This is a genomic window from Paenibacillus sp. SJS-P3 (assembly GCF_056711585.1).
Genome location: NZ_CM160043.1, coordinates 4,854,380 through 4,866,795, shown reverse-complemented (window position 1 = coordinate 4,866,795; position 12,416 = coordinate 4,854,380). Strand labels below are relative to the sequence as shown.

Annotated in this window: 14 protein-coding genes and 1 pseudogene; 10 read left to right on the top strand and 5 right to left on the bottom strand. The window is 50.7% G+C overall.

The genetic code is table 11. From position 1 onward, the window contains the following. Positions 1–268 precede the first annotated feature (268 nt). The 4 genes and pseudogenes from hxlB to AC06G8_RS22220 all read right to left on the bottom strand — a co-directional run. On the bottom strand, positions 269–820 hold the full coding sequence (hxlB, locus tag AC06G8_RS22235) for a 6-phospho-3-hexuloisomerase (RefSeq protein ID WP_447663308.1): 552 nt from the start codon (positions 818–820) through the stop codon (positions 269–271). Next, a complete protein-coding gene (hxlA, locus tag AC06G8_RS22230; RefSeq protein ID WP_447663307.1) occupies positions 820–1,461 on the bottom strand; it encodes a 3-hexulose-6-phosphate synthase in 642 nt (213 codons plus the stop codon). The genes hxlB and hxlA overlap by 1 nt, the downstream gene beginning before the upstream one ends. A gap of 165 nt (positions 1,462–1,626) precedes the next feature. Then, on the bottom strand, positions 1,627–1,947 hold the full coding sequence (locus AC06G8_RS22225) for a winged helix-turn-helix transcriptional regulator (protein ID WP_447663423.1): 321 nt from the start codon (positions 1,945–1,947) through the stop codon (positions 1,627–1,629). Positions 1,948–2,438: 491 nt separating this feature from the next. Beyond that, positions 2,439–2,894 (bottom strand): annotated as a pseudogene (locus AC06G8_RS22220) (Rossmann-fold NAD(P)-binding domain-containing protein); the annotation flags it as partial. Positions 2,895–3,069: 175 nt separating this feature from the next. Here AC06G8_RS22220 and AC06G8_RS22215 point away from each other — a divergent pair. The 9 genes from AC06G8_RS22215 to AC06G8_RS22175 all read left to right on the top strand — a co-directional run bounded on the left by AC06G8_RS22215 (position 3,070) and on the right by AC06G8_RS22175 (position 10,377). After that, a complete protein-coding gene (locus AC06G8_RS22215; protein WP_447663306.1) occupies positions 3,070–3,822 on the top strand; it encodes a creatininase family protein in 753 nt (250 codons plus the stop codon). A 94-nt stretch (positions 3,823–3,916) separates the two neighbouring features. After that, positions 3,917–4,405, top strand: coding sequence for a GNAT family N-acetyltransferase (locus AC06G8_RS22210; protein ID WP_447663305.1), 489 nt, complete (start codon positions 3,917–3,919; stop codon positions 4,403–4,405). Positions 4,406–4,687: 282 nt separating this feature from the next. Then, complete coding sequence (locus tag AC06G8_RS22205; RefSeq protein ID WP_447663304.1) at positions 4,688–4,828, top strand: SDR family NAD(P)-dependent oxidoreductase; 141 nt, start codon at positions 4,688–4,690, stop codon at positions 4,826–4,828. A gap of 434 nt (positions 4,829–5,262) precedes the next feature. After that, positions 5,263–5,937 (top strand): response regulator transcription factor, encoded by a 675-nt coding sequence (locus AC06G8_RS22200; protein WP_447663303.1) that lies wholly within the window; start codon positions 5,263–5,265, stop codon positions 5,935–5,937. Continuing rightward, complete coding sequence (locus tag AC06G8_RS22195; protein WP_447663302.1) at positions 5,927–7,237, top strand: sensor histidine kinase; 1,311 nt, start codon at positions 5,927–5,929, stop codon at positions 7,235–7,237. The genes AC06G8_RS22200 and AC06G8_RS22195 overlap by 11 nt, the downstream gene beginning before the upstream one ends. Before the next feature lie 129 nt (positions 7,238–7,366). Further along, positions 7,367–7,786, top strand: a complete 420-nt coding sequence (locus tag AC06G8_RS22190) for a hypothetical protein (RefSeq protein ID WP_447663301.1) — start codon at positions 7,367–7,369, stop codon at positions 7,784–7,786. A gap of 1 nt (position 7,787) precedes the next feature. Then, on the top strand, positions 7,788–8,453 hold the full coding sequence (locus AC06G8_RS22185; protein WP_447663300.1) for a PspA/IM30 family protein: 666 nt from the start codon (positions 7,788–7,790) through the stop codon (positions 8,451–8,453). Positions 8,454–8,589: 136 nt separating this feature from the next. Continuing rightward, positions 8,590–9,804 (top strand): isochorismatase family protein, encoded by a 1,215-nt coding sequence (locus tag AC06G8_RS22180; protein ID WP_480283990.1) that lies wholly within the window; start codon positions 8,590–8,592, stop codon positions 9,802–9,804. Between the two features lie 177 nt (positions 9,805–9,981). Continuing rightward, positions 9,982–10,377 (top strand): VOC family protein, encoded by a 396-nt coding sequence (locus AC06G8_RS22175; protein WP_447663298.1) that lies wholly within the window; start codon positions 9,982–9,984, stop codon positions 10,375–10,377. A 191-nt stretch (positions 10,378–10,568) separates the two neighbouring features. Here the strand turns inward: AC06G8_RS22175 and AC06G8_RS22170 are convergent, their stop codons facing one another. Next, positions 10,569–11,165, bottom strand: a complete 597-nt coding sequence (locus AC06G8_RS22170; protein WP_447663297.1) for a TetR/AcrR family transcriptional regulator — start codon at positions 11,163–11,165, stop codon at positions 10,569–10,571. A gap of 203 nt (positions 11,166–11,368) precedes the next feature. Between AC06G8_RS22170 and AC06G8_RS22165 the strand changes: the two genes are divergently transcribed. Continuing rightward, positions 11,369–12,130 carry an SDR family oxidoreductase gene (locus AC06G8_RS22165; RefSeq protein ID WP_480283989.1) on the top strand — a complete coding sequence of 254 codons (762 nt, stop codon included), beginning with the start codon at positions 11,369–11,371 and terminating at the stop codon, positions 12,128–12,130. Positions 12,131–12,416: the final 286 nt, after the last annotated feature.

The following is a 12,416-nucleotide window of genomic DNA, read 5'->3' as shown; positions in this document are numbered from 1 at the left end:
GGTTCCCGCCCCTTTCTGATCTTATTAAAGTCTATTTTGCTTGGAATGCGTATAAATTAATCGAACAAAAGGATATTGGTAATTTGCGATATCTCTATATTACTTTACTTTACATCCAAAATCAAATTTTATGCTTTAGACAAAAATCATAAAACCGTGTCCCAGAGATGACATGCGCAAAAAAGGGGTAAAATGCATCACAATTGACGACATTTTACCCTGATAAAAAATCTAATTTCCGCTATTTCAGCGCCTTGTTTTGTCCGATCTACTCCAGATTCGCATGGCGACTTAACATGGTTTGAGAATCTATAGATTTGATCTCCATAATTCGTAATACGACAGCATCGAAAAATAATAACAGGGTTTGCTCAAACAGGGATCCCATCGGTTGAATGGTTTGGTTCCCCTGTTGCTCTTTGGGTGAACCAGGCATAGTTACCGTAATGTCCGCCAATTTGCCGATTGTCGATTGTGGAGAAATGGTAACAGCCGCTACAGAAGCTTGAAGACTCTTTGCTTTTTGAGTCATGGGAATCAAACTTTTTGTTTCCCCTGAGCCTGTAGCGATAAGAAGCAGATCCCCTTGGGCTAAGCCTGGAGCTATCGTTTCCCCAACGACGTAAGCTTCTAAGCCCAAATGCATAAGCCGCATGGCAAAGGAACGCACCATCAAGCCTGAGCGGCCAGCACCGGCTACATAAACTCTCCGCGCATGAAGAAGTGTCGAGATCAGTGCCTCTGCCTCAGCATCGGAAATTACATCCGCGACTGAGTTCAGCTCATTGCGGATGTGAGCAAGGTACTGTACGGTCTGCATTATACAGAGGGGCCTTGCTTGACCATTTTTTGCATTTCTGCAGCGGCAGCTTTTTTATCTTTTTCGCTGGTAATGCCGCCGCCGACAATGACGAGGTCCGGCTGGGATTTGACGACATCCGGCAGCGTGCTTAATTTAATACCTCCGGCTACAGCGGTTTTCGCATTTTTGACTACTCGTTTGATTGTCTGAAGGTCTTCAAAAGAGTTTTTCCCGACGGCCTGCAGATCATAACCGGTATGGACGCAAATATAGTCCACACCAAAGGCATCTACTTCTTTAGCCCGCTGCTCAAGGTTTTTTACGCCGATCATATCGACGAGAATTTTCTTTCCCTGTTTCTTAGCTTCTTCAACGGCTCCTTTGATCGTCATATCCTCGGCAACGCCAAGAATCGTAACAATATCTGCTCCTGCTTCGGAAGCCTTCATGACCTCGTAGCCAGCTGCATCCATGACCTTTAAATCGGCAAGGACTTTAAGATGGGGAAAAGCGTCTTTGATTTCCTTCACGGCTCTTAATCCCTCATTGATAACGACCGGCGTGCCGATCTCCACAATGTCAATGTAAGCTTCGACTTCTTTTACAACCTCTTTGGCTTGAGGGATGTCGACAAGATCCAGCGCTAATTGAAGTTCCATGCTCTGCCACTCCTTGGTGTTGGTTTTAAGTAAATCGGACTTCATTCTAAACCTAACGATCAAAAAAAGCACTAAAAAGAATGTAGTGTCAAAAAAGAAACTGTGATGAAATAAAAAAGGACCTCGGTTTCCCAAGGTTCTTATTTTGAGTTTTTTGTTCAATTTTTATGAATGTTCCGTTGGTGGTAAATCATGCTGGTCTGTAACGGTTGTCAAATGCTGTAGACCCCATTTCGCCATCACATTCAATACTTCTTTCAAGGTAAGACCATATTCCGTCAAGCTATATTCCACCTTTGGAGGCACCTGCGTATATACTTTTCGGTTCAGGATGCCATCATCTTCAAGCTCCCTTAATTGTTGAGTCAACATCTTTTGTGTGATGGCCGGCATATCGCGGCGAAGCTCTCCGAATCTTTTGGCTCCCTCGGTAAGATGGCAAAGAATAACCGGCTTCCACTTGCCGCCGATTACTTTCAGTGTCATTTCCACGGAGGATTTAAATTGTTGGTCACCCAAGTCTTAACCCCCTATCAGTATATATTAAGATACTATCTTACAAATAAGTGTGTACTTTCAGAAAAGTATACAATGATTCATAATAATTGTCACACTCAAGTGACTCGCATATCGAGGAAATATATGGGAACAATTGAACCATGCGCAAATTGGTTCCTACCAGTGGAAAGGCGCGATAGGACAGAAAAACAACCCTTGACCAAACCTATGATAGCCATAAAAAATCCAACGTTTTTAGGAATGATAATACACACGACATTATTATATAACTGTCGTGAGCAGGAAGGATGAGACAAAAAAATGAATAGGAATCAAACATAAAAGGCTATTGGTGTATAAAGACATACATCAATAGCCTTTTCTATTTTTTGGAGGTGAATCAACGCTTGGATGTAGATGGCGTCAGAATGAACATCGGACGCTTGTTTCGCATAATCTAAAAGCTTTCGGTTGTTCCCAAGTTCGCCAATGATTTGACGAAGTGCTTGGTTGATTGGCATTAGTGGACGACCGAGCACTTTTTCAAAATCATTGCTTTCGATTGCCAATGTCCCCTCTCGAATACCCTGTTGGCTGGCTACGAAGATACGGACTACAAAATCGGGTAATCCTGCATCCTTCATGATGTTAGCATAAGTAGCGTCATCCACCTGTTGTACGGAAACTTCTTTGGATGAGTCGGAACCAAAAGATTCTTACTTTCCTTTGCATTCGGCATGCTGGTATAAGCAATAAATTTAACACCAGCCTGCTGAATGATCAAAATCTCCATGCCGAACTTCGACTCCCCTTGCCCGCAAGCCTTCAGCTTTCTCTGGATTACGTACACTCACAGCAAGATCTGTTACTGGCACAGATTTCAGCAACGCCTCCACAACTTTCCCAGAGAGAAATACATTGAAAATTTTGATTATAGCATGTCAAAGATTATCGACTCGATCTGTCCTTGCTAACTAAGGTGTGCAAGGGCATTCAGCTAAAGGACAGTAGAGTTTAATTACAAATCGTCTGAATAGTTTAGTTATAGCCGTTTTCCACCATCCAATAATGGTACAATTTAAAAAATCAAGCCTTTTAAGGAGTGCAAGTATGCTTAGTTATAAGAACACGACAATGGAACTTTCAGAAAGTGGGATTGATACAGCTGTTCTATCGGTAGGAGCGACGGAACAGTTTGGACCGTACCTACCAATGCATCTGGATACGCTAATAGCAGAGCTTTATGCCCATGCTTATGGAAGAGAGCTAAATGCTTACGTGTTGCCTACAATTCCGTTTAACACCTCTGAAGAACATGCTCATTTCAAGGGGACAGTTACGGTAAGCCCTAATGTTTTAACAGCCATGTTGGAGGAAATTATTTGCAACCTAATAAGACAAGGATTCAGGAAGTTTTTGGTCTGTACTGGACATGGCGGTTCCTATTGGGAGGGAGCCTTCGTCAAGCAAATTAATTACAAATATCCTCAGATAATCTTGATTACCGCAAACCATAATAATCATCTCGCATGGGAAGAAGCGGTCGAAGCGGCAGGTTTACAAGGCTTAAACGAAATGCACGGTGGTTTATTGTCCGTTTGTACAGCTATGTGGCTTTGTCCAGAATTGGTTACAACCAATGCAATGGGTTCAGACATACCATCCGAAAACCGCCTTTATGCAGATTACTTAGGGTGGGATAAACTGACTCAGGATGGTTGCTGGGGAAAGTTTGAAGAAGGAATTTATTCACACACAGAACTGGCTGAAAAAGGTAAAACATTTTGGAATATGTTTATTGGAAAAAGAATTGAAGGTTTGAAACAAATCCTTGAAGAGGGATACCGTCGAAAAACGGAGTGATGGTTCAATTAACGGGAGACGATAGCGCAACACAAGGTACCACGACACTAAGATATGGAGGACTTTTCTATTTACAGTCAGGAAGGTGTTATGATTGCACATTGAATTAACCAAAGCACTCTTAGCGGAGAAACCTATCGTACACAATCTGTCACAGTTTTATTTGTACGAGTTTAGCAAATATATGCCTGCAATCATGTTGGAAGAACACAGCGGACTTTATGATGGGCTTCCCGATCTTGATGAATATTGGGATAACCCGAATCGTGAACCATTCATTCTACGTGTTAATGGGGAATTGGCAGGATTTGTACTCGTTATCAAGGGAACCGTTGATGAACCAAATCAAATTGGTGAGTTTTTTGTGATGGAGAAGTTCGGGGGAAAAGGTGTTGGTAAGGCTGTGGCCAAGAGCATATTCGATATGTTTCCTGGGAACTGGCTCATTCACGAAATGTGGAACAATTATAAGGCACAGGCGTTTTGGCGTAGTTTGGTCAACTCCTACACGAATGGAAAGTATCAAGAGTATTATGATGAACATCGAAGACCATTTCAGAAATTCAGCACGCAGGAACTGTGACCTGACATTAGTTCGACGGGGCTTATGCGACAGGAGCAGGGAGAATACGATCAGCACGTGAAGCTCTGATTGATAAATTGAACAAAGCCTAAATAAATGAGCTGAATAGTGGAGTTTCAAATAATCCCCTTCTAAGGTAGAAGCATTCAAATCTACCTTGGAAGGGGATTTGCTGTGTCTAGGAAATCAAATCCAGAGTGGTGAATGATAAGTCGAATTATGTCTTGAATAATATCAGCTACCAAGTGAATTCAACACATTTTAACTAATGCACCAGGCAATGTGTTCAATTCGTCCGTTGGCGGGTTGGTGAGAGCGCCGACAGCTGTAGCTTACAGCGCGTCGAAACATGCGGTTACCGGCATGACCAAAGGAGCGGCAGCCTTGTTCGATATGAACAGGGCGATAGCAGCTATAATGTAGAAAGGATGTTCAAAGCCAGATTCGAGGTGCGGAGTTCTAATCAAGAAAGGCCGTTCTTCCGATATTGGCGTAGAAACCGCAGCGGGCTGCTCCATGCGAATCTGGCTCATGAGCGTGTCCTGATGCACTACGTACGGAACGGGGAGAGGGAGCGGATGAGGACCTCTGCCATGGAATTCATCATCGGATAACAGGCATCGCCCTTATCTGCCGGGCAACGATCGAGGGCGGATTGCATGAGGAGGACGCTTTCACGCTGAGCGACTATTACATCCAGCAGCTGGAGGAGATGGGTTCGCTGCAGGAGGTCGGAGCCGTCAAATTATCTCCTTGCGCGGGCAAAGCCTTTTACGCCTATCCCCATTCTCTTTACCGCGTTTATACTTTTTCTGTGATAATCTAGACGTAATCTTCCAAGCGGCGGTGAAACCGAGATGAACATTCTTCTTGCCGAAGACGACAAGAAACTGGGCAAGCTAGTGAAATATATGCTGGAGAAAAAAGGCGGCTACCATGTCGATTGGGTCGAAACAGGGGAGGATGCGCTGGAGTATGCCAGGCAATCCTCCTATGATGTCCTGATCCTGGACTGGATGATGCCCCGCACGGATGGAATCGAGGTGTGCAAGAGCCTGCGCGCCGCGAATTATGGCCAAGCCATCCTCCTGTTGACCGCCAAGGACGCCCTGCAGGATAAAGTGCTCGGGCTTGATGCCGGAGCGGACGACTATTTGACGAAGCCGTTCGAGATGGATGAGATGCTGGCGCGCCTCCGTTCCCTCACGCGTCGCAATTTCGCCCCTATCCAAGCGGATGTGCTGACGTTCGGGAGGTTTACGTTGAACCGTACCTCGCGCCAGTTGTTCAGGAGCGGGGAGGAGATTTTCCTCAGCCAGCGGGAATACCAGCTGCTGGATGTATTCGTTCAGAACAGCGGCCATGTATTGAACCGGGAGGTCATTCTGGATCGCGTATGGGGATTCGGCAGCGAGGTGTCCTACAAGAATGTGGACGTCACGGTCAAGATGCTTCGGGACAAATTGGAGGCTGCGGAAGGAGAAGCGAGAATCCACAGCGTCAGGGGAGTAGGCTACCGGTTTGAAAAATAAAAGAAGCCCAAAGAGCGATCTGTTCGTTCAAACGCAAAAAAAGCTGACGTTCACTTATGCCTGGCTGATCATCGTCTTCCTCATTCTGTTCTCGCTTCTCGCTTCCCTTTTCTTTCTGGGGATGGCTTATCAGGAGCAGCGCAATTCGCTCCAGTCCACGATGTACGCGACGGACAATGGAAGGATAGCGATCCCGGATCTGTCCAACTCCCGAGGGGAGGATCTGTATTTCTTCTATATCTTGGATCAAGGCGGAAAAATGATCGCGGGCAGCGATGCCTTCCCGCAAAACAGAGACGCCAGCCTGGAGAAGATCGGCCGGTGGCATCCGCGCAAGGCCGAATACCGCCTGCAATGGCTGCCCGAGTCCCGGGACCGCCATGACGGCAAGAAATTCAAGGAAAGCGACCGGCTGCTCTTCGTAGGCGCGCGTCCGCTCATGACCGCCGACGGACAGGCAGTCGTCATCTATGCGGCCAAAGATGTAACCTTCTACCTTGAGGTGCTCAAAAATCTGCTCCTTGTGCTGCTCTTTATTCTTTTGCTCTTTTTCATCATCGCCGTATGGCTGAGCTATTCCATGTCCAAGAAAGCGATGCTTCCGATCCAGCGGGCATACAGGCATCAGCAGCAATTTCTGGCTGACGCGTCGCATGAGCTTCGGACCCCTCTCAGCATCATGAATACTTCCCTGGATGTCATCGAGCTTGAGAACGGGGAGGACTTTTCCGTCTACACCCGTGAAGTCGTGTCGGATATGAAGGAAGAAGTGGGACGGATGAGCCGGATGGTGCAGCATCTGCTGGTGCTGGCCCGTTCCGACTCCGGCTCGGTCGAGTTCGAGATGGCTTCGTTCAACATGGTGCCGAAGGTCCGCCAATGGATGACGGCGTTTGAGGCTGTGGCTCACAAGAACGGGATCTCATTGACCGCCCAGCTGCCGGAGGTGCTGGAGGTCACGGGCGATGTCGAGCGCATCAAGCAGCTGGTGTACATTCTGCTGGACAATGCGATCAAGTACACGCCGGAAAACGGTTCCGTGGACGTTGCGCTGGGCAGCAGCGCCAAGCAATGGGTGCTGACCGTACGGGATACCGGAATAGGCATTCCCGAGGAAGGCAGGCAGCGCATCTTCGACCGGTTCTACCGGGTGGAGGCGCATCGTTCCCGGGACGAAGGCAGCGCCGGCCTCGGCTTATCGATCGCGAAATGGATTGTCGATGCCCATCGGGGGACGATCGAGGTCGAGAGCTCTCTAGGTGATGGAAGCACCTTTGCGGTGAAATTCCCCCTCAACTGAATGCGGCACCCTTTCTCAGGCTGGCGGAGAAAGGGTGCTTTTTTCTTTTTCATTTTACCGTACTTATACTTTTCGGGCCTATAGTGAGCCATGTAGACAAGAAATACGCAACGAAAGGATGGATGAAGCATGAGATCTGGTAAACCTTGGATCAAGAAAATCCTGCTTGCAGCCGGGATCATCGCCGTAATCGGTGTCGGCATCAATCTGGCCTCGAAAATGGACAGGCCCGACGATCATCACGGAAAGCAGAAGGAAAGAACATCCTTCATGTCCGCACAGGGCGGCGGGAAAGGGTTCGCGGGACCGAACGGCCGTCATGACAGAGGAATGCGAGGCGAAGGCGGCGAGCATGATGGCTGGGGAGCCGGAGCAGTTGTCGGCGGAACCCTTCTCGGAGCCGGATTGCTGCTCTGGGCCATCAAGAGAAGGAAGAGACCAGCCGGAGCTCGCGCAGCCCTTGCTGCTCCCGTAATTCCTTCCACATCCGAATTCCTGGACCAATGGGAACAAAACCAAACCACTACAACGAAAAAGGAGTCGAACTGACATGGGTATTTTCAAACGGATCAAGAACACTTTTCTGGCGGAAACGAACGGGCTCTTGGATAGGTTCGAGCAGCCTCTCCACATGATCGATCAATACATCCGCGAGTTCGAGCAGGAGGTGGCGAAGGGCCAGAGCGCTTATGCCAACCAGCTGTTCATTGAAAAAAGGCAAGCCGCTCTCATTGCCGACACCGAAGCCGGCCTGGAGAAAAGAGATCGTCAGGCCAAGCTGGCCGTGACAAGGGGCGAGGAGCATATTGCCCGGCTGGCGCTGCAGGAGAAGCTGCTGCTGGAGAAAAAGCTGACTGTCTATAAGGCGCAGCAAGCCGCAATTCAAGAGCAGACGAAGCTGTTGGAGGAGAGGATCGGCCAGCTGCTCGTCCAGTCCGAGGAATACAGCCATCGCCGTCTGCTGCTGGCGTCCCGGGTCAATGTCGCCGGTTCGCTGAAGGAGATGAACCAGAGCGTCGTCGCGTTCCAAACGGAAAATGTCGCCAAAGGGTTTGCCCGCGTGGAAGAAAAAGTGCTGTTGATGGAAGCCCAGGCCGAGGCGTTCGCCCACTTCTCGTCCCCGGCCAAACGCTCGGCTCCGCAATATCTGGACCCAAGCCTGTCGGCCGACATCGACAAGGCGCTGGAAGACCTGAAGCAGCAGAACGCTAACTAACATATGATTGGAGAAGGGCCATTCCCGGCTGGGGATGGTCCTTTATGTTGAATCTGCATCCGCGTTTCGCCCGGAGGGCAGGAAAATACAATCGGCAGGTTGAATTCGATACGTTGGAGAAAAGGAGGCCGAGCTCATGCACAGTTCACGCAGCCAAAGCGCGCTGCTCGTCATGGATATGCAAAACAGCGTCGTATCGCGTTACATCGAACACGAGAATGAGCTGCTCCCGTTCCAAAAAGCTCTTGAAACCGCCCGCCGCCACTCGATTCCCGTTATTTTCGTGCGGGTGGCGTTTCGAGAGGGCTATCCCGAGATCAGTGCGCGCAATAAAATGTTCGGCGGCATTGCGGGAAGGTCCGGAGGTGCCGTTCCGGAAGCGGCTATGCACATTCACTCCTCGCTGCAGCCTCGGGCAGGCGAGCCGATCGTGACCAAGCTGCGGGTCGGCGCATTCACCGGGAGCGACCTCGAAGTCATCCTCCGCGCCAATGAGATCGATACGCTCATTCTCAGCGGCATCGCCACGAGCGGAGTCGTATTGTCGACGCTGCGGGAAGCGGCAGACGAGGACTTTGTGCTTAAGGTGCTTGCCGATGCATGCCTGGATGCCGATCCCGAAGTCCATCGCGTTTTAATCGACAAAGTGTTCCCTCTCCAGGCAGAGGTGATTTCTGTCGACCAGTGGGCGGATTCGTTGGCTGTACGGCCGGAAGCGCAGGACGAGAAGAAGGAGAAGGCGAAAAAGTACTCGATGCTCAACCAGCTGGCCCGGAAGGGGCAAACGGTGTTTGCGGGGTCGTCGTTGATGGAGTTTTTCCCGATCAACGAGCTGCAGCAAACGCTGGATCGCAGCTGCTGCCTGTATAACCGCGGCATAGCCGGCTTCGTGACGGCTGAGCTGCTGGAGTCGTTGGAAGCATGCATCTTCGAGCTGGAGCCCTCCAACATTTTCATCAACATCGGAACCAATGACATCAGCGCGCCGGATTACAAGCTGGAGCGTCTGCTTGCCGGCTACGACGAGATTTTGACTCGGATCGCCCGGAGATTGCCGGACTGCCAAGTATACGTCATGGCTTATTATCCCGTGAATGCCAAGGCGGAGTTTCCTTTCGTGCCGCGAGAGTCGATGGAAGAAGTGTTCCGCAACCGGACGAACGAGGCGATTCGGGAAGCGAACCAAGCCATCGAGCTGCTGGCGGCCAAGCATGGTTATGCGTTCATCGACGTGAACGAGGGATTGGCCGATGCGGAGGGCAACTTAAAGAAGGAGTATTCCGTTGACGGAATCCACCTGCTTCCCAGCGGATATGCCATCGTGTGGAACAACCTGAACAAATATCTATAGCCGTCGCCGTTCAGCGGTGAAGGGGCAGGGGCATTCAGTCATCCTCATCCGATACTTGACAAATATATAAAAGATGAACAGCGAAGACTAAGGGAGCGATCGATTGGCGGTTGGAATGCTGATCCGAAGGAATGGTCTTGGCTTTTGGACTGCAAGAAAATAAGGAGGGAACGGATCATGAAAAAGGTTTCACCCTTTTTGATGTTTGAAGGAAACGCGGAAGCGGCGATGAAGGCATACATCTCCGTGATCGAGGATTCGGAAATCAAGAGCATCACCCGGTATGGAGCGAATGAACCCGGCCCGGAGGGAACCGTCAAGCAGGCGGTGTTCTCCTTGAAGGGCCAGGAAATCATGTGCATAGACAGCTTTGTCAAGCATGCCTTTACGTTCACGCCGTCGTTCTCCCTGTTTATTACTTGCGACACCGAAGAAGAAGTGGACCGCGTCTATGCGCGCCTGTCGGAGGGCGGAGAGGTTCTGATGCCTCTGGGCGAGTATCCGTTCAGCAGGAAATTCGGCTGGATCGTGGATAAGTTCGGCGTTTCATGGCAGCTTGCACTGCCTCAGTAGACGCGCGTGGCATCATCATGGCTGGCCGACGAGGCCGCTTCGTCTTCTAGGCGAGAAACCGCAAGCTGGCCATGGGCCTGACGGCAGAAGAGGAGCGGCTCGTGGCGCTTCTTCAGAAGGCGAGTTTGATTTTGACCGAGCCGAGCTTCAATCGGAAAGCTCGGGTTGGATTCCGATCCTGCATGCCGGGTTCAGAACCTGGGGGCTCTGCCGTCCGCTCGATCATAGGGATACGTCAGAATCCTGATCAGCTGCTCCGCCATATGATCCGGCGTATATTTGTAGCCTTCCTTGACCCATTCGACGATGAGCCCGAAGAGGGCATAGGCGATATAGCTGGCGAACAGATCCGGATCGATCTTGCTGCCGCCGCTTCCCATCGTGTCCTGTTCCTGCATGACCAATTGCTTCAGCGTCCCGCAGATCCGGTCCTGGAATCCGGGCAGCGCATTGGAATTGATGATGATCCGGTAAAAGTCGGAGTAGGAATCGACATGCTTGAAAATGATCACGGAGGAAGTCGTCAGCTCGCCGATCACGAGCTTATCCGTATGCAGATAGGGCTCGTTGTAAGCCCGGATCAGATCCTCCATGACATCGCTCATGAGCTCTCCGAGAAGCTCTTCTTTCGTCTGATAATGCTTGTAGAACGTCCCGCGGTTCAGCTCCGCCCGGGTGACGATATCCGTGACGGTGATGTGCTTGAACTCCTTGGTCTCCATGAGCAGGATCAAGGCGTCCTTCAGCTCGCGTTTGGTCTTGCTCACACGCCGGTTGGGTACTGGCAACAGATCACCGCCTAAATGTCTGCTTCGCGCATGAAGATGAACAGATCGTGGGACGGGCATCCGTTTTTCGACAGTCGGGAAGCTTTTTGCATATTGATCCTTAAATTATAGAGGACTACACTGGTGGTGTACAAATTCGCGAATGATGGATAGGCCCATCCGCCAACCGGATACCCTAGCAGATAAAAAGGAGCGACCATGTGATGAAACTCCACGATCAAGTTGCCGTCGTAACCGGCGCCGCCTCCGGCATGGGCAAAGCCATTGCCGAGCTGTACGCCAAGGAAGGCGCCAAGGTCATCGTCGCCGATCTCAACCTCGAGGGCGCGGAGCAGGTAGCCCAGGGAATCGTCGCCCAGGGCGGCACGGCCAAGGCCCTTCAAGTCAACGTAGCCAAGCTGGAAGACATTGAAGGCATGATCGACACCGCCGTGAGCGAGTACGGCACGCTGGACATTCTCGTCAACAATGCCGGGATCATGGACGGCTTCGAGCCGGCCGGCGACATTACCGACGAGCGTTGGGATCTGATCTTCGACATCAACACCAAGAGCGTCATGAGGGCTATGCGCAAAGCCATTCCGATCTTCCTGGAGAAAGGCAAGGGCGTCATCGTCAACACCGCCTCCACCGGCGGATACAACGGAGCGCATGCGGGCGCGACCTACACGGCATCCAAGCACGCGGTTGTCGGCCTGACCAAGAACACCGGCTTCATGTACGCGCAGAAGGGCATCCGCTGCAATGCGATCGCTCCGGGAGCGGTCATGACCAACATCCAGTCCTCGATGAAGAACATGAACGAGTTCGGGATCAGCCGCTCCCAGCTGTCTCAAGGCTTGATTCCCCGCGCGGGCTCGCCGGAGGAGATCGCCAAGGTGGCTCTGTTCCTGGCCTCCGACGATTCCAGCTTCCTGAACGGAACGGTCGTCACCGCCGATGCGGGCTGGACTTCCGCTTTCTAATCGGTTCTTCTCCGCCACACCGGCCATATCTGAATGCAATCGCCCTTGCTGGTTCAGCGGAGGCGATTTTTTTCTTATCGGCGCAAGGAGGAAGTGACCGTTAGCCATAGGCGATTGAGGCGCGTAATGGCGCGAATCGGGGCATTAGGAGCCGTCGCCCGCCGCTGTGCTGCAAGCTGCTGCTTATTTTGCAACATTAGCCGGATTCTTTTATAGACATTATGCTCGACTCCTACTGGGAGAGTCCGTATAATTGTATACAATGCCAACTTTCCAACATGGGATC

What these genes read in the sequence shown, in the direction of transcription:
- hxlB (WP_447663308.1), bottom strand. Translation starts at nt 820, where the DNA reads ATGCAGACCGTACAGTACCTTGCTCACATCCGCAATGAGCTGAACTCA.
- AC06G8_RS22165 (WP_480283989.1), top strand. Translation starts at nt 11,369, where the DNA reads ATGAAACTCCACGATCAAGTTGCCGTCGTAACCGGCGCCGCCTCCGGC.
- AC06G8_RS22180 (WP_480283990.1), top strand. Translation starts at nt 8,590, where the DNA reads ATGCACAGTTCACGCAGCCAAAGCGCGCTGCTCGTCATGGATATGCAA.
- AC06G8_RS22225 (WP_447663423.1), bottom strand. Translation starts at nt 1,947, where the DNA reads ATGACACTGAAAGTAATCGGCGGCAAGTGGAAGCCGGTTATTCTTTGC.
- AC06G8_RS22200 (WP_447663303.1), top strand. Translation starts at nt 5,263, where the DNA reads ATGAACATTCTTCTTGCCGAAGACGACAAGAAACTGGGCAAGCTAGTG.
- AC06G8_RS22175 (WP_447663298.1), top strand. Translation starts at nt 9,982, where the DNA reads ATGAAAAAGGTTTCACCCTTTTTGATGTTTGAAGGAAACGCGGAAGCG.
- AC06G8_RS22190 (WP_447663301.1), top strand. Translation starts at nt 7,367, where the DNA reads ATGAGATCTGGTAAACCTTGGATCAAGAAAATCCTGCTTGCAGCCGGG.
- AC06G8_RS22185 (WP_447663300.1), top strand. Translation starts at nt 7,788, where the DNA reads ATGGGTATTTTCAAACGGATCAAGAACACTTTTCTGGCGGAAACGAAC.
- hxlA (WP_447663307.1), bottom strand. Translation starts at nt 1,461, where the DNA reads ATGGAACTTCAATTAGCGCTGGATCTTGTCGACATCCCTCAAGCCAAA.
- AC06G8_RS22215 (WP_447663306.1), top strand. Translation starts at nt 3,070, where the DNA reads ATGCTTAGTTATAAGAACACGACAATGGAACTTTCAGAAAGTGGGATT.